Genomic DNA, 16446 nt, shown 5'->3' with positions numbered 1-16446 from the left:
ACAATGGACCGGGCGCTTGTGCATGTGTTCACAAGAACCCCCGCAAGATAAGTCCTCCTCCCACCGAAGGTGCCCTCGTGGACATCAAGACCGCCTCGTCCCTCCACCGCCTCCGCCTGGTCTCCGCGCCGGAGGCCGTCTCCTTCCTCCTGCTGCTCGTCTGCTCGGTGCTCAAGCGCACGACGGAGTTCAACGCGGTCCCGGTCATGGGCGCGATCCACGGCGTGCTCTTCATCCTGTACGTGCTCTTCTGGCTGGACGCCTGGAACCGCACCAAGTGGAACGCGAAGACCGCGGCCCTCTACTTCGTGCTCTCCGTCCTCCCCTTCGGCGGCTTCGTCGCCGAGCGCAGGCTGAAGCGCGCGGCCGACGACGAGGTCATCGCCGCCCGCGCCCGCCGCGAGGGCAAGGTCAACGCATGATCGTCGCCTTCTCCGTCACTCCGCTGGGTGTCGGCGAGGACGTAGGCGAGTACGTCGCCGACGCCGTGCGCGTCGTCCGCGAGTCCGGTCTGCCCAACCGTACGGACGCGATGTTCACCTCGATCGAGGGTGACTGGGACGAGGTGATGGACGTCGTCAAACGCGCCGTCGCCGCAGTCGAGGCCCGCGCCCCGCGCGTGTCCGTCGTCCTCAAGGCCGACATCAGACAGGGCGTCACCGACGGTCTCAGCTCCAAGGTCGAGACCGTGGAACGGCATCTCTCCGCCTAGACCGGAACGGTGGGCTGCGACACCGCCAGCGCGATCCCCAGCGGCGTCCGCTCGTACAGCACCTGATGACCATGGCGGCGCGAGGTCAGCAGGCCCGCATCGCGCAGTACGGACAGATGTGCCGATACGGAGGAGGGGGCGAGGCCGAGCCGGTGTGCCAGGGCGGTGGTCGTGCCCGGCTCGTCGAGCGCGGCCAGCACGGCGGCGCGCTTGGTGCCGAGCAGGCGGGCGAGCGCCTGAGGGGTGCGGCCGGCGGGCTCGGTCCACAGGACGCCGATGCCGCGGGCCGGGTAGGCGATGGTGGGCTGCCACGGCGGCTCGAAGCCGGTCACCACATCCGGCCAGCAGAAGACGCTGGGCAGCAGCATCAGTCCCTGGCCGCCGAGTTCGCGCACATGCTCGCTCCGGCCGGACAGGGTCAGGGTGCGGTCGGCCCAGCTGAGCCGTGGATGCAGCTCGGCGAACAGCCCCTCCAGGCCGGCCTGCGCCAACCGCCCCGAGTGGAACGCCACATCAGCTTCGAGCAGCGCGCGCAGCCGGGGCCACTCGGGCTCGATGAGCGTGTGCCAGGCCTGCTCCATCGCATCGGCCAACTCCCGCACGGCCCGCACGGGATCGGCGAGCAACGCGCGCCCCTGCGGGCTGTCGAGAGCCCCCGGGGTGTCGGAGAGCGCCCACGCCATGTCGTGCCGCGCCGCCTCGGGGTCCACGGCGCGTACGGCGGCGATCTCCTCGTCGAACGAGGCGGCGGGCCCGATGGGCGGCGGCCCCAGAAAGTCCGGGGTGTGCCCGCGGCGCGGCATGAGCAGCCACAGCGAGGTGAGGTCGAGCCCGAGCGCCGCCTGCCGGATCCGCCGCAGCCAGGGGAGGTGATAGCCGTGCCGTTCGGGGCGCTTGAGGGTGCGTACGGCTTCCTGGGTCTCCCAGAGCGGAGACACGGCGAACCGGATGCGCAGGAGGTCGGCCTCGCCGAAGTGCATGTACGACGGCATGGCCCTGGCGGCTCCGGAAGATTCGGCGTGTGCCGAAAGTCTACGGCCGGGCGTGACGGGCTCGGCAGGCTGTCGGCCATGCCAGAAGAGAAGTTCACGGGCCCCGCCGGGCCTGGTGCGGACGGTGTGCCCGCGCCTGCTGCGGCCTTGGGCTCTGCCCGGCCGACGGGCGGCGTGACGCCGTCGGGGCCGGGAACCGGCGCGCCCGACGGTCGCGATGCGCCCGCGCCCGCCGTGGCCCAGGGTTCGGCGCCCGCCGTTAGTCAGGGCCACGTGCCCGCCGTCGGCCAGGGCCCCGCGCCCGCCCTGACGGCGGGCAGCCCCTCGCCGAAGCGACGTCGCGCCGACGAGGGCGGTCGGGCCGGGTCCCGCCGGTACCGGGATGTCTTCGAAGTACCCGAGTTCCGGGCCGTCTTCGGTGCGCACCTCATGTCGTTGCTCGGCGTCGTCGTCAGCGAGATCGCGCTCACCGTGCTCGTCTACCGGCTCACCGGGTCGCCCATGCTCAGCGCGCTCACCTTCGCCCTCGGGTTTCTGCCCTACCTCCTCGGCGGGACGCTGCTCGCCGGCGTCGCCGACAAGTACCCCGCCCGCCGGGTGCTCGTCGTGTGCGATCTCCTCTGTGCCGGGTGCGCCGCCGTCATGGTGCTGCCCGTGACGCCCGTCGCCGCTCTGCTCGTGCTGCGCTGCTTCATCGCCGCCATCTCGCCCGTGTTCAACGGCACCCGGATGGCGACACTCGCCGACATCCTGGGGGAGGGCGACCTGTTCGTCCTCGGCCGGTCGCTGCTGCGCATCGTCTCGCAGAGCGCCGTGCTCACCGGGTTCGGACTCGGCGGGCTGCTGCTCGCCGTCGTCGCCCCGCGCGGCGCGCTCGCCATCACCGTGTGCACCTTCCTCGGCTCGGCGCTGCTGCTCCGATTCGGCACGAAGCGGCGTCCCGCCCGCAGCCGCGACAGCGGCGCCCTGCTTCGCTCCTCCCTCTCCGGCGCACGCCAGATCCTCGCCAACCGCCGACTCCGCGTGCTGATGCTGCTGTTCTGGGCGCCGCCCATGTTCAGCGTGGCGCCCGAGGCCCTCGCCGCCCCGTACGCGGACGAGATCGGCATCGGCTCCGCGGGCCTCGGCCTCCTGATGTGTGCGCTGCCGGTCGGCACGATCGCCGGAGAGCTGTACGCCGGATCCGCGCTCGGCCCCGCCGCCCGCTCCCGTATCGTCCTGCCGCTCGCCGCCACCACCCTGCTGCCGCTGACCGTCTACGCAGTCACCCCCGGCCTCGGCTGGGCGCTGCTCGCGCTCACGCTGGCCGGCGCGGGATCCGCGTACACCCTGGGTCTCGACCGGTGGCTCATCGAGGAGATCCCCGAGGAACTGCGCGGCAGGGCGATGACCTTGCTGACCGCCGGGCTGATGACGATCCAGGGCGTCGGCATGGCGCTGGCCGGAGTCGCCGCGGAATTCCTCCAGGTGAGCACCGTCGTCGCGGGTGCCGGCGCCATCGGCACGCTCTGCTGTCTGCTGCTCGTCGCGGAGACCAGGCGGACCGAAGGGCGGACCCGGGGCGGCAGAAGGGCGGACCGAAGGGCGAGACGGGGCTGACCGCCATATGACCAGTCGGTAGGGTCGGTGCCGTGCCGAAGCCGCTCAGCCTCCCCTTCGACCCCATCGCCAGAGCCGACGAGCTCTGGCAGCAGCGATGGGGACCCGTGCCCTCGATGTCCGCGATCACTTCGATCATGCGCGCGCACCAGATCCTGCTCGCCGAGGTCGATGCCGTCGTCAAACCGTACGGACTGACCTTTGCGCGCTACGAGGCGCTGGTGCTGCTCACCTTCTCCAAGGCCGGCGAGCTGCCGATGTCCAAGATCGGCGAGCGGCTGATGGTCCACCCGACCTCGGTGACGAACACCGTGGACCGGCTGGTGAGGTCCGGTCTGGTCGACAAGCGGCCCAATCCGAACGACGGGCGCGGCACGCTCGCCTCCATCACCGAGAAGGGCCGGGAAGTCGTGGAGGCGGCCACCCGCGACCTGATGGAGATGGACTTCGGGCTCGGTGCGTACGACGCCGAGGAGTGCGCGGAGATCTTCGCGATGCTCCGCCCGCTGCGCGTAGCCGCGCGGGATTTCGAGGACGCGGGCTGAGATAGGCCCGTACGGCGTAACCCCAGGTCCGGACGATCGCACGCTCCCCGGGTCCGTGGGGATTTTCCGGGCCGTTACGCTCGTATGCATGAAACAGAGCGTGCTGTCCCGTTACCGGGTGATGGCGTACGTCACCGCCGTCTGGCTGCTGGTCTTCACCGCGGCGATCATCCTGAAGTACGCCTTCGAGGTCGGCGACACCATGCTGATCTCGCAGGTCCACGGTGTGCTGTTCATTATCTACGTGATCTTCGCCTTCGATCTGGGCTCCAAGGCGAAGTGGCCGTTCGGCAAGCTGCTCTGGGTGCTGGCCGCCGGCTGTATCCCGGTGGCCTCCTTCTTCGTCGAGCCGAAGATCACCCGTGAGGTCCGTCCGCTGGTCACGGACGGTAACGCGGCGACCGCCGAGGCGTAACCCTCGCGGATCCATCTGAGCCCCGTACGCATGTGCGGGGCTTCAGCCATCGACATTTACTAGGACGTCCTAGTAAATTCAGGGTATGGACGCTGACGCCATCGAGGAAGGCCGCCGACGCTGGCAGGCCCGTTACGACAAGGCCCGCAAGCGGGACGCGGACTTCTCCACGCTCTCCGGGGACCCGGTCGAGCCCGTGTACGGGCCCAGGCCCGGGGACACCTACGACGGCTTCGAGCGGATCGGCTGGCCGGGGGAGTACCCCTTCACCCGTGGCCTGTACCCGACCGGCTACCGCGGCCGCACCTGGACCATCCGCCAGTTCGCGGGCTTCGGCAACGCCGAGCAGACCAACGAGCGCTACAAGATGATCCTGGCCAACGGCGGTGGCGGGCTCTCCGTCGCCTTCGACATGCCGACCCTGATGGGCCGTGACTCCGACGACCCGCGATCGCTCGGCGAGGTCGGCCACTGCGGCGTGGCCATCGACTCCGCCGCCGACATGGAGGTCCTGTTCAAGGACATCCCGCTCGGTGACGTCACGACGTCCATGACGATCTCCGGGCCCGCCGTCCCGGTCTTCTGCATGTACCTGGTCGCCGCCGAGCGCCAGGGCGTCGACCCGGCCGTGCTCAACGGCACACTGCAGACCGACATCTTCAAGGAGTACATCGCGCAGAAGGAGTGGCTCTTCCAGCCCGAGCCGCATCTGCGTCTGATCGGCGACCTGATGGAGCACTGCGCGCAGGGCATCCCCGCGTACAAGCCGCTGTCGGTCTCCGGCTACCACATCCGCGAGGCGGGCGCGACGGCCGCGCAGGAGCTCGCGTACACGCTCGCGGACGGCTTCGGCTACGTCGAGCTGGGGCTGAGCCGCGGCCTGGACGTGGACACCTTCGCGCCCGGCCTGTCCTTCTTCTTCGACGCGCACCTCGACTTCTTCGAGGAAATCGCCAAGTTCCGCGCGGCACGCCGGATCTGGGCGCGCTGGATGAAGGAGGTGTACGGCGCGCAGACCGACAAGGCGCAGTGGCTGCGCTTCCACACCCAGACCGCGGGTGTCTCGCTCACCGCCCAGCAGCCGTACAACAACGTCGTACGCACCGCGGTCGAGGCGCTCTCCGCGATCCTCGGCGGCACCAACTCCCTGCACACCAACGCCCTGGACGAGACCCTCGCCCTGCCCAGCGAGCAGGCCGCGGAGATCGCGCTGCGCACGCAGCAGGTGCTGATGGAGGAGACCGGCGTCGCCAATGTCGCCGATCCGCTGGGCGGCTCCTGGTTCGTCGAGCAGCTCACCGACCGTATCGAGGCCGACGCCGAGAAGATCTTCGACCAGATCAAGGAGCGCGGCCGTCGGGCGCACCCGGACGGGCAGCACCCGATCGGCCCGGTCACCTCCGGCATCCTGCGCGGCATCGAGGACGGCTGGTTCACCGGCGAGATCGCCGAGTCGGCCTTCCGCTACCAGCAGTCCCTGGAGAAGGGCGACAAGCGGGTCGTCGGCGTCAACGTCCACCACGGCTCGGTCACCGGCGACCTGGAGATCCTGCGGGTCAGCCACGAGGTCGAGCGCGAGCAGGTACGCGTCCTGGCGGACCGCAAGACCGGCCGTGACGACGTGCGCGTCCGGTCCTCGCTGGACAAGATGCTGGCCGCGGCCCGGGACGGCTCGAACATGATCGAGCCGATGCTGGAGGCGGTCCGCGCAGAGGCCACGCTGGGCGAGATCTGCGATGCGCTGCGGGACGAGTGGGGGACGTACACCGAGCCGCCCGGCTTCTGACGTTCCGTACGGCCTGTACGCCGGCCCGGTCCGCATGCTTGCGGACCGGGCCGGCGGCCCTTCCGTCGGCCCTTCTGCCGGCTCTTTGTGTTCAGCCCTGCAGCGAGGCCAGCCCCGACACCAGCAGCGTCGTGAAGCTGCGCGCCCACGCCTCGTCCACCGGCTCCGCGCTGACCAGCGCCCGGTGCACCACCGCTCCCGCGATCACGTCGAAGATCAGGTCCGCGCTGCGGGCCGCCGCCTCCGCGTCCTCCTCGTACGGCAGTTCACCGCGGGCCTGCGCGCGTGCCCGGCCCTCGAGCACCAGCCGCTTCTGCCGGTCGACGATCGCCGAGCGGATCCGTACGCGCAGGGCGTCGTCCCGTGTCGACTCCGCGACCACCGCCATCAGCGAGGTCTTCGCCTCCGGCCGGGCGAGCAGCGAGGCGAACTGCAGCACCACGCCCTCCACATCGGCGATCAGGCTTCCGCGGTCGGGGAGTTCGAGCTCGTCGAAGAGGATGGCGACGGCGTCGACGACAAGCTCGTTCTTGTTCGCCCAGCGGCGGTAGAGGGTGGTCTTGGCGACCCCCGCGCGGGTTGCCACATCCCCCATCGTCAGCTTCGACCAGCCCAGCTCGACGAGCGCCGCCCGGGTCGCATCGAGGATCGCGGCGTCGGCCTCGACGCTGCGGGGGCGTCCCGTACGACCCGTACGTACGGTTTTGGGGCGGGTGTGGCTGCACATGACGGCGACCATACCGGCGGGTAGGCGATCCGCTGTGATCCAGTTCACCGGGGAATCTCACACGCGGCGAGGCCGACGGAGTTACGCTACGACTCGTAGCGAAAGCCTTGACCGGCTCGAGCGACGACCACTGGCGCCGGGTGGGGACCCGGTGCCGAACATTTTCGCCAGTGCGGCGGTCTCTTGGCCGTCCTTTTCACATGCGCGCGCGGAGGGGGGAGGATGTACTCATGCAGCCTAGGAACATGTCCATGAGCGGCGTCGTCGACCTCGCCGCTGTGAAGGCGGCCAGTGAGGCCAAGGCAAAGGCGGAGCAGGCCCGTGCCCAGGCCGCCCGCGAGGGCGGCGGCGGTGCCGTATCCCCTACGAGTCTTGTGATCGACGTCGATGAGGCGGGCTTCGAGCGCGACGTCCTCCAGCGCTCCACCGAAGTCCCGGTCGTCATCGACTTCTGGGCCGAGTGGTGCGAGCCGTGCAAGCAGCTCAGCCCGCTGCTGGAGCGACTGGCGCAGGAGTACAACGGCCGGTTCGTGCTGGCCAAGATCGACGTCGACGCCAATCAGATGCTGATGCAGCAGTTCGGGATCCAGGGCATCCCGGCCGTCTTCGCGGTGGTGGCCGGCCAGGCCCTGCCGCTCTTCCAGGGCGCGGCCCCGGAGGCTCAGATCCGCCAGACGCTGGACCAGCTGATCCAGGTCGCCGAGGAGCGCTTCGGCCTCACCGGCATCGCGGTCAGCCCGGACGAGGCGGGCGTCGAGGCTTCGGCCGCACCCGTCGTGCCCGAGGGTCCGTACGACGCCCTGCTGGAAGCGGCCGTACAGGCGCTGGACGCGGGCGACTTCGGCGGCGCTGTCCAGGCGTACAAGAACGTGCTGTCCGACGACCCAGGCAACACCGAGGCGAAGCTGGGCCTGGCCCAGGCCGAACTGCTCGCCCGCGTACAGGACCTGGACCCGCAGAAGGTGCGCCAGGAAGCGGCCGACAATCCGGCCGATGTGCAGGCCCAGATCGCGGCGGCCGACCTGGACCTGGTCGGCGGTCATGTCGAGGACGCCTTCGGCCGACTGGTCGAGACGGTGCGTCGCACGACGGGCGAGGACCGCGACGCGGCACGGGTGCGGCTCCTCGAACTCTTCGAGGTGGTCGGCCCTGAGGACCCGAGGGTGACGGCGGCGCGCTCGGCGCTGGCGCGGGTGCTGTTCTGAGTCATGTTTGAAAGACCTGTCCTGAACGCTCCGTTCGGCCAGGTCTGATGGTTTTGCGGCGGCGGCGCCGGTGAAGCGCCGCCGCCGTTTTGGCGACACAGTGACAAAACGCGACTGCGCTTTACCAAAACTTGGCAAAAGCAGGCTCTGTTACTCGCAGTAAATCAGGGCTCTTGTTCTGTCCGCTTATTGTCGGCAATCCACCCTTCTGGCGCACCGCTGTGTGGCACCCTGTGTTGCCACCCGGCATCAGGCCGTCGTGGCGTGGTTATCAGGCCGTTACTAGTGAGTAACGAACCCCCTTGTGCCCCGGCCTGGAATGGACCAACATCGGCGACGCTCGGTCCAAAACCGCACCAGCTCGGCCCCCAGCCGTGCCGCGGAACCTTGGGTCCCCACCGGGTCGGTCGGCGGCAGTGGCGCCGGCCGCGGACAGGGGGGTTCCTGCCGAACGGCAGGGCCTGTCCGGCAGGTTGCGCGAAGGCGTGGCCAGTGGTTGTCGCTCGGGGGTGATCGCCGGTGTTTCGGACGCAGCACGCGCCTGAAGAAACGGGCGCTCTCCTTCCCGAGGACGTAGCACTTCTCCCATCCCAGGACGGACCCACGGTCCGGACCGGAGATGTACGTCCGAGAAGGAGGAAAGTCATGGAGTCTGTGGCTCGTGGCGGAACCAGATGGAAGCGGTTCGCCCTAGTCATGGTGCCGAGTGTGGCCGCAACGGCTGCGATAGGCATCGGCCTGGCACAGGGGGCGCTCGCCGCGTCCTTCAGCATTTCCGGCCAGGAATTCAAGGTCAAGGCCAAGAGCCTGACCGGCACCAACTTCGTTCAGTACGGCAGTGTGGCAACCGGTAAGACGCTGGACGGCAAGGACTTCGCGGCTCCGGTCGCGGTATCCGGCTTCAAGACCGCCACCATCGTCGACATGTGCCAGTCGGTCGTCACTCCGAACGTGCCGTTCATCGGCAGCGTGAGCCTTGAGCTGAGGGCCGGTCAGGACAAGAACCACCCGGTCGAGGCCACGGACATCTACCTGGATGTCTCGGACCTCAAGGCCGACGCGGAGTTCAAGGACATCGACATCGGCGTCGCAGCGGGTCAGCTCAAGGACCCGGGCATTCAGCCCGGTACCAGGGCCAACCCGTACGGTTTCGCACAGCGCGCGAGGGTGGCGGAGCTGACCGGTGTGGAGCAGAAGGCGTGGGCGACCACGGCCGGCACGTTCAAGCTCAGCGGTCTGCAGCTGAAGCTTCACAAGGGCGTCAAGGAGTGCTTCTAGGAGCATCCGCTCCGTCAGCACTTCGGACGGGCCGGGGTCGTCTGTGCGAGGCCCCTGCCCGATCCACCCATCTCACTTTCTTTGAGTAAGACCGTTCCAGGGAGCTGTTTTCCATGAGCGCCGAGTCCACTGGTTCCCGCGGATTCACCTACTGGCGGCTGCGCTTCCGCGCATGGCGTGGCAACCGGCCCTTCTGGGCAGGCCTGTTCACCCTGCTCGGTGGCATCCCGATCGCCTACTTGCCGTACGCCGACCTCCGGCTCGGCAATCTCACGATCGCCATGGCCACCACGGCGGGAGCGGGCTCGCTGATCATCGGCGTCCTGTTGATGACGCTCGGCCTGACGATGTGGTTCCACGCTGTCGTCCGGGTGTTCGCGGGTGTCGCCACCATCGTTCTCGGGCTGATCTCGATCCCGGTCGCGAACATCGGCGGGTTTCTGATCGGATTCCTGCTCTCCCTGATCGGTGGCGCGATGTCGATCTCTTGGGCACCCGCCAAGCCGGCGGTTGCCGAGCCCGTCAAGGAGTCCGAGCCGGAAGGGACCCCGGGCCCGGACGGCTATGCGGGTGACCTGGATTTTCCCGAGCCGCGAGCTGACGAGGGATACGACCCGAACGTGACCGGAACGACTGCCCACGCCAACGGCGGGAGGAACAGTGCGGGGTGACGAAACGCAGCGGAGCGCGGCTGATGGTGGTGATTCCGCCAGGGCCAAGACCGGGCCGCGGCATGCGGCTCCAAGGAAATCGCTCCTGACCAAGCTGCAGATACCCGCCAGCAAGGCGATAGCTCTGGCCGCGATGCCCACTGCCGTATTCGTGGGCATGGGACTCACCCCCAGGCTGGCAGTTGCGGATGACAAGGAAATCCCCTTCGCCCCGGGTCCGTGTGTGACCCGCTCTGACGAGCCGGCGGAGTCCGAGTCGCCGAAGCCGTCGGAGTCGGAGTCGGAGAAGCCTTCCGAGTCTCCGTCGGAGGAGCCCGACCCGACCCCGAGCGGTTCGGCGGGCGGCAACGACGAGGCCGAGCCGACGCCCGGCACGACCCCGTCGGCCGACGCGGGCAAGCCCGCGGACGCGAACACGCCCTCGGCGAGCCCGTCTCCGACACCGAGCGAGACGCAGACCAGGAACCCGCTGGACCCGCTGGGTGTCGGCGACGCGATCAAGGACATCCTGGACGGCCCCGACGAGGAGCCGACCAGCAGCCCGACGCCGAGCGCCACAGCGACCACCGAGCCGACGCCGTCGACAACTCCGTCCGCGAAGCCGTCCACGCAGCCGTCCGCCAAGCCGTCCACGGAGCCCACCGACACGGTGGACGAGGTGGACGAGACGGTGGACAAGACCAAGGACGCCATCAAGGACGCGGCGGACAAGGCCGGGGCGACGACCGAGGAGCTGGACGAGGCGGTCAAGAGCCTCGACCCCAAGTTGGACGTGGACATTCCGGACGGGGCCAAGCCGCCCTTCCCGTGCCCGACCACGGACCCGAAGGCGCTCGCCGCGGCGGACCTGGAGCCGGGTCTCCCGCTGCTCCCGGACGACCCGTGGATCCTGGAGAGCTCGAAGCTCACGCTGAACGGCCTGGACTACAAGGGCATCGTCGAGGTGAAGACGGGCAGCGGAAAGATCAAGAAGGTGCTGAAGTTCACGGCTTCGAGCGTGGACATCAAGGACCTCCACCAGCTGGTCGTCGGCCCGAACGGCACGACCGCGCACGTCGAGGCGGACAAGGGCTCCACCTCGACGATCCGTAACGGCACGGTGACGATGTACACGGAGGAGCTGAAGGGCAACCTCTTCGGCCTCATCCCGGTCACCTTCAGCCCGCAGACCCCTCCGCCGCTGAATGTTCCCTTCGCCTTCTTCACCGACGTGAAGGTGACGCAGGCGGGCCAGTTCGGCGGGACGCTGACGGTTCCCGGCCTGCACAACCACTTCACCGGTGGCAGTAACTAAGACCTTCCGGGAGCCGCACAAGGCTGTGGGCCGCACCTCGACTTGAGGTGCGGCCCACAGTCGTCCGCAGCGGACGAGACGTCAGCCGCGGTGCTCCCCGCCCAGGTGGTGCACCCGCACCATGTTCGTCGTGCCCGGGACTCCCGGGGGCGAGCCCGCCGTGATGATCATGATGTCGCCCTCGTTGTGCCGCTGGAGCTTCAGCAGCTCCGCGTCGACCAGGTCCACCATCGCGTCCGTGTTGTTCACGTGCGGAACCACATACGACTCCACGCCCCAGCTCAGCGCCAGTTGGCTGCGGGTCGCCGCGTCCGTCGTGAAGGCCAGGATCGGCTGGGCCACGCGGTAACGGGACAGGCGGCGGGCCGTGTCGCCGGACTTGGTGAAGGCGACCAGGGCCTTGCCGTCCAGGAAGTCCGCGATCTCGCAGGCCGCGCGGGCCACCGAGCCGCCCTGGGTGCGCGGCTTCTTGCCCGGGACCAGGGGCTGGAGGCCCTTGGAGAGCAGCTCCTCCTCCGCCGCGACGACGATCTTCGACATCGTCTTGACCGTCTCGATCGGGTATGCGCCGACCGAGGACTCGGCCGAGAGCATGACCGCGTCCGCGCCGTCCAGGATCGCGTTCGCGACGTCGGACGCCTCGGCGCGGGTCGGGCGGGAGTTGGTGATCATCGACTCCATCATCTGGGTCGCCACGATCACCGGCTTGGCGTTGCGGCGGCACAGCTCGATGAGGCGCTTCTGCACCATCGGGACCTTCTCGAGCGGGTACTCGACGGCCAGGTCGCCACGCGCAACCATCACGCCGTCGAACGCCATCACGACGTCCTGCATGTTCTCGACCGCCTGAGGCTTCTCCACCTTGGCGATGACCGGGACCCGGCGGCCCACCTCGTCCATCACCTTGTGGACGTCCTTGACGTCGCTCGCATCCCGTACGAAGGAGAGCGCGACCAGATCGCAGCCCATCCGCAGGGCGAAGCGCAGGTCCTCGACGTCCTTCTCGGACAGGGCCGGGACATTGACCGCCGCGCCGGGCAGGTTGATGCCCTTGTGGTCGGAGATCACACCGCCCTCGACGACGATCGTCTTGACCCGCGGACCCTCGACCTCGACGACCCGCAGCTCGACATTGCCGTCGTTGATCAGGATCTGGTCGCCCTTGGACACATCGCCGGGCAGGCCCTTGTAGGTCGTGCCGCAGATCGACTTGTTGCCGGCGACGTCCTCGGTGGTGATGGTGAATTCGTCGCCGCGGACCAGTTCGACCGGCCCCTCGGCGAAGGTTTCCAGACGGATCTTGGGGCCCTGGAGGTCGGCGAGCACGCCGACCGCGCGGCCGGTGTCTTCCGACGCCTTGCGCACGCGGTGATACCGCTCCTCGTGCTCAGCGTGGGTGCCATGGCTCATGTTGAAACGGGCCACGTTCATGCCGGCCTCGATGAGCGCTTTCAGCTGCTCGTAGGAGTCGACGGCGGGGCCCAGTGTGCAGACGATTTTGGAACGGCGCATAAGGCGGATCCTATCGGTTTGTTTCGTTGCGGAATATTCCGTCTGGTGGAAAGTACAAATGGGCGGGCAGCCGCTCAGGCGAGGGCCACCGGGGCCGTTCTCAGACGCCCTCCGGAGCGACCAGAGCGAAGGTCTGCTGCGCGATCTCCAATTCCTCGTCCGTCGGGACAACGGCCACCGCGACCCGTGCGGAGTTGGGCGAGATCAGCCGCGGCTCGTCGCTGCGTACGGCATTCAGGTCCGCGTCCACCGCGAGCCCCAGCTCCTCCAGGCCCGCGACGGCTGCCTCGCGCACCGGCGCCGCGTTCTCACCGACCCCGGCCGTGAACGCGATCGCGTCCACCCGGCCGAGTACCGCGTAATACGCGCCGATGTACTTCTTCAGCCGGTGGATATAGATGTCGAAGGCGAGCCGTGCGCGCTCGTCCCCCTCATCGATCCTGCGGCGGATCTCCCGCATGTCGTTGTCGCCGCACAGACCCATCAGACCGCTCTTCTTGTTGAGCAGTTCGTCGATCTCATCCGCCGACATTCCCGCGACCCGCTTGAGGTGGAACGTAACCGCCGGGTCAATGTCACCGGAGCGGGTACCCATCACCAGGCCCTCCAGCGGCGTCAGTCCCATCGAGGTCTCCACGCACCGGCCGCCCGCCACCGCCGATGCGGATGCGCCGTTGCCCAGGTGCAGGACGATGACGTTCACCTCGGACGGGTCCTTGCCCAGCAGCGCCGCGGTCCGGCGCGAGACATACGCGTGCGACGTGCCGTGGAAGCCGTAGCGGCGAATCCGGTGTGCGTCCGCCGTCCCTACGTCGATCGCGTAGCGGGCCGCGGACTCCGGCATCGTCGTATGGAAGGCCGTGTCGAAGACCGCGACCTGGGGGAGATCCGGGCGCAGCGCACGGGCGGTGCGGATGCCGGCGATGTTCGCCGGGTTGTGCAGCGGGGCCACCGGGACCAGCCGCTCCACCTCCGCGAGCACCTCCTCGGTGATCAGGGTCGGCTCGGTGAACCTCAGCCCGCCGTGGACCACCCGGTGACCGATCGCCGCCAGCTCGGGGGAGTCCAGGCCCAGCCCGTCGTGCGTCAGCTCGTCGGCGACCGCCTTGAGCGCCGCGCCGTGATCGGCGATCGGGCCGGTGCGCTCGCGCTTCTCGGCGCCGCCGGTCAGCGGGGTGTGCACAAGACGGGAGGTCTCCTCGCCGATCCGCTCGACCAGCCCGACCGCCAGGCGCGAACTGTCGCGCATGTCGAGCAGCTGGTACTTCACCGACGAGGAGCCGGAGTTGAGGACGAGGACGCGGGTGGCATTCGCGGTCACGGCGGTCGTGCTTTCTGTAGGCGTGGTCATACGGATTCGGTCTGCACGGGCTGCGACTGGATCGCGGTGATCGCGACCGTGTTCACGATGTCGCTGACGAGCGCGCCGCGCGACAGGTCGTTCACCGGCTTGCGCAGACCCTGCAGCACCGGCCCGACGGCCACGGCGCCGGCCGAGCGCTGCACGGCCTTGTAGGTGTTGTTGCCGGTGTTGAGGTCCGGGAAGATCAGCACCGTCGCCTCGCCCGCCACCTCGGAGTCCGGCAGCTTCGTCGCCGCGACGGACGGCTCGACCGCCGCGTCGTACTGGATCGGGCCCTCGATCCGCAGGTCCGGACGCGACGCCCGGACCAGCTTGGTCGCCTCCCGCACCTTGTCGACGTCCGCGCCGGAGCCGGAGGTGCCGGTGGAGTACGAGAGCATCGCGATCCGCGGCTCCACGCCGAAGCGGGCCGCCGTCACCGCCGACTGGACCGCGATGTCCGCGAGCTCCTCGGCGTTCGGGTCCGGGTTGACCGCGCAGTCGCCGTACACCAGCACCTTGTCGGCCAGGCACATGAAGAAGACCGACGAGACGATCGAGGCTCCCCCAGAGGCTTCGCCCTGGGAGGTGCCCCCAGGCTTCGTCTTGATGATCTCGAAGGCGGGGCGGATCGTCGCGGCCGTCGAGTGCACCGAGCCCGACACCATGCCGTCGGCCAGGCCCTCCTGGACCATCAGGGTGCCGAAGTAGTTCACATCCGCCACCACGTCGTACGCCAGCTCCACCGTCACGCCCTTGTGGGCGCGCAGCTGTGCGTAACGCTCGGCGAAGACCTGGCGCAGCTCGGAGGTCTGCGGGTCGATCAGCTGGGTGGCGCCGGCGCTCAGGTCGATGCCCAGGTCCGCGGCCTTCTTGCGGATGACCTCCGTGTCGCCGAGCAGGGTCAGCTCGCAGACGTCGCGGCGCAGAAGTACGTCGGCGGCGCGCAGCACCCGCTCCTCGGTGCCCTCGGGCAGCACGACACGACGGCGGTCGGCGCGGGCCTGCTCCAGCAGATCGTGCTCGAACATCATCGGGGTGACCCGGCCGCTGCGGGCCACCGAGATACGGGCCAGCAGATCGCCGGTGTCGACATGCCGCTCGAACAGGCCCAGCGCGGTCTCCGCCTTGCGCGGCGTCGAGGCGTTCAACTTGCCTTCCAGCGCGAAGAGTTCGGCCGCGGTGGGGAAGCTGGTGCCGGAGACGAGGACCACCGGGGTGCCGGGCGCGAGCCGGGAAGCCAGCGTCAGGACCTGCTCGCTCGGCCGCTCGTTCAGCGTCAGCAGTACGCCCGCGATGGGCGGGGTGCCCGCGGAGTGCGCGGCCAGCGCGCCCACCACCAGGTCGGCGCGGTCGCCGGGGGTGACCACCATGCAGCCGGGGGTCAGGGCGTTCAGGACGTTGGGCAGCATCGCCCCGCCGAAGACGAAGTCCAGCGCGTCACGGGACAGGCCCGCGTCGTCGCCGAGGAGCACCGTGCCGCCCAGCGCATGGGTGATCTGGGCGACCGTGGGGGCCGCGAGCGCCGGATCGTCGGGCAGCGCGTAGCAGGGCACCGGGAGGCGGGCCACCAGCCGCTCGGCTATGCTCTCGCGCTCCTCGGGGGCGACCCGGTTGACGACCATGGCGAGGACGTTGCAGCCCAGGACCTCGTACGCGCGATAGGCGTTACGGGTCTCGGCCCGTACCGACTCGGCGGTCTGGCCCTTGCCGCCGACCACCGGGATGACCGAGGCGCCGAATTCATTGGCCAGCCGGGCATTGAGCGCGAGCTCGTCGGGGAGCTGGGTGCCGTGGTAGTCGGTGCCGAGGACGAGCACGACCTCGTAGTCCCGCGCCACCTGGTGGAAGCGCTCGACGAGCCGGGAGACCAGCTCGTCGGTGCCCTTCTCGGCCTGCAGCGCGGCGGCCTCGTGGTAGTCCAGGCCGTGGACGGACGCGGGGTCCTGCGACAGCCGGTAGCGGGCACGCAGCAGCTCGAACAACCGGTCGGGGCCGTCGTGGACCAGCGGGCGGAAGACACCCACCCGGTCCACCTGGCGGGTCAGGAGCTCCATGACTCCCAGCTCGACGACCTGTCGGCCGTCTCCGCGGTCGATCCCGGTCACGTACACGCTGCGCGTCACGCATGCTCTCCCGTCATGTCCATGTTTGTGCATACAAAAAAGCCGCTTGGGGCGGCATTGCCCTCTTGACAATACCTCTGCGGGTGGATAGAGCGCCCGCCGGACGGGGCCCGGATCAGGCCGGGATTCAGGCCGGGATTCAGGCCGGGATTAAGGCCCGGATCGGGCACGGACGGAGTCGGGTCCAAAGGCTCGCGAGCAAGGGCCTGGCGCAGTACGGCGGAGTAGCTGAAAGCGCGGGT

At 69.3% G+C, this 16446-nt stretch carries 15 protein-coding genes; 10 read left to right on the top strand and 5 right to left on the bottom strand.

Annotated features, from left to right (window positions below; translation table 11 throughout):
- Positions 1 to 77: 77 nt before the first annotated feature.
- Together ACZ3H8_RS06105 and ACZ3H8_RS06100 are read left to right on the top strand one after the other, a co-directional pair.
- Positions 78 to 422 (top strand): DUF3817 domain-containing protein, encoded by a 345-nt coding sequence (locus ACZ3H8_RS06105; RefSeq protein WP_467398109.1) that lies wholly within the window; start codon positions 78 to 80, stop codon positions 420 to 422.
- Positions 419 to 712: an MTH1187 family thiamine-binding protein gene (locus ACZ3H8_RS06100; protein ID WP_307661037.1), complete on the top strand. Its 294-nt coding sequence runs from the start codon at positions 419 to 421 to the stop codon at positions 710 to 712. The genes ACZ3H8_RS06105 and ACZ3H8_RS06100 overlap by 4 nt, the downstream gene beginning before the upstream one ends.
- Here the strand turns inward: ACZ3H8_RS06100 and ACZ3H8_RS06095 are convergent.
- A complete protein-coding gene (locus ACZ3H8_RS06095) occupies positions 709 to 1704 on the bottom strand; it encodes an ArsR/SmtB family transcription factor (RefSeq protein ID WP_467398106.1) in 996 nt (331 codons plus the stop codon). The genes ACZ3H8_RS06100 and ACZ3H8_RS06095 overlap by 4 nt on opposite strands.
- 273 nt (positions 1705 to 1977) lie before the next feature.
- On the opposite strand from ACZ3H8_RS06095, the gene ACZ3H8_RS06090 reads away from it, so the two are divergent.
- The 4 genes from ACZ3H8_RS06090 (at position 1978) to ACZ3H8_RS06075 (ending at position 6049) form a co-directional block, all read left to right on the top strand.
- Entirely contained in the window at positions 1978 to 3303 is a 1326-nt protein-coding gene (locus ACZ3H8_RS06090) for an MFS transporter (protein ID WP_467398103.1), read from the top strand.
- 32 nt (positions 3304 to 3335) lie between these two features.
- A complete protein-coding gene (locus ACZ3H8_RS06085; RefSeq protein ID WP_467398102.1) occupies positions 3336 to 3848 on the top strand; it encodes a MarR family winged helix-turn-helix transcriptional regulator in 513 nt (170 codons plus the stop codon).
- Positions 3849 to 3936: 88 nt separating this feature from the next.
- Complete coding sequence (locus ACZ3H8_RS06080; protein ID WP_467398101.1) at positions 3937 to 4263, top strand: DUF3817 domain-containing protein; 327 nt, start codon at positions 3937 to 3939, stop codon at positions 4261 to 4263.
- An 85-nt stretch (positions 4264 to 4348) separates the two neighbouring features.
- Positions 4349 to 6049: an acyl-CoA mutase large subunit family protein gene (locus ACZ3H8_RS06075; protein ID WP_467398098.1), complete on the top strand. Its 1701-nt coding sequence runs from the start codon at positions 4349 to 4351 to the stop codon at positions 6047 to 6049.
- Between the two features lie 91 nt (positions 6050 to 6140).
- Here the strand turns inward: ACZ3H8_RS06075 and ACZ3H8_RS06070 are convergent, their stop codons facing one another.
- Positions 6141 to 6788 (bottom strand): TetR/AcrR family transcriptional regulator, encoded by a 648-nt coding sequence (locus ACZ3H8_RS06070; protein WP_467399910.1) that lies wholly within the window; start codon positions 6786 to 6788, stop codon positions 6141 to 6143.
- A 218-nt stretch (positions 6789 to 7006) separates the two neighbouring features.
- On the opposite strand from ACZ3H8_RS06070, the gene ACZ3H8_RS06065 reads away from it, so the two are divergent.
- The 4 genes from ACZ3H8_RS06065 (at position 7007) to ACZ3H8_RS06050 (ending at position 11224) form a co-directional block, all read left to right on the top strand.
- Positions 7007 to 7981: a tetratricopeptide repeat protein gene (locus tag ACZ3H8_RS06065; RefSeq protein ID WP_467398096.1), complete on the top strand. Its 975-nt coding sequence runs from the start codon at positions 7007 to 7009 to the stop codon at positions 7979 to 7981.
- 645 nt (positions 7982 to 8626) lie between these two features.
- A complete protein-coding gene (locus tag ACZ3H8_RS06060) occupies positions 8627 to 9259 on the top strand; it encodes a DUF6230 family protein (protein WP_467398093.1) in 633 nt (210 codons plus the stop codon).
- 113 nt (positions 9260 to 9372) lie between these two features.
- The gene (locus ACZ3H8_RS06055; RefSeq protein WP_467398091.1) at positions 9373 to 9930 is read left to right on the top strand and encodes a DUF6114 domain-containing protein; all 558 of its coding nucleotides are present in this window, start codon (positions 9373 to 9375) and stop codon (positions 9928 to 9930) included.
- Positions 9920 to 11224, top strand: coding sequence for a hypothetical protein (locus ACZ3H8_RS06050; protein ID WP_467398089.1), 1305 nt, complete (start codon positions 9920 to 9922; stop codon positions 11222 to 11224). The genes ACZ3H8_RS06055 and ACZ3H8_RS06050 overlap by 11 nt, the downstream gene beginning before the upstream one ends.
- An 81-nt stretch (positions 11225 to 11305) precedes the next feature.
- Here the strand turns inward: ACZ3H8_RS06050 and pyk are convergent, their stop codons facing one another.
- The 3 genes from pyk to pta form a co-directional block, all read right to left on the bottom strand.
- Positions 11306 to 12736, bottom strand: coding sequence for a pyruvate kinase (gene pyk / locus ACZ3H8_RS06045; RefSeq protein WP_467398086.1), 1431 nt, complete (start codon positions 12734 to 12736; stop codon positions 11306 to 11308).
- A gap of 100 nt (positions 12737 to 12836) precedes the next feature.
- The gene (locus ACZ3H8_RS06040) at positions 12837 to 14087 is read right to left on the bottom strand and encodes an acetate kinase (protein WP_467398084.1); all 1251 of its coding nucleotides are present in this window, start codon (positions 14085 to 14087) and stop codon (positions 12837 to 12839) included.
- Positions 14084 to 16204, bottom strand: coding sequence for a phosphate acetyltransferase (pta, locus tag ACZ3H8_RS06035; protein ID WP_467398082.1), 2121 nt, complete (start codon positions 16202 to 16204; stop codon positions 14084 to 14086). The genes ACZ3H8_RS06040 and pta overlap by 4 nt, the downstream gene beginning before the upstream one ends.
- Between the last annotated feature and the right edge of the window lie 242 nt (positions 16205 to 16446).

This window comes from Streptomyces sp. NPDC002868 (assembly GCF_055563295.1).
The sequence above is the reverse complement of the archived record's forward strand: the minus strand, read 5'-3'. Positions and strand labels throughout refer to the sequence as shown.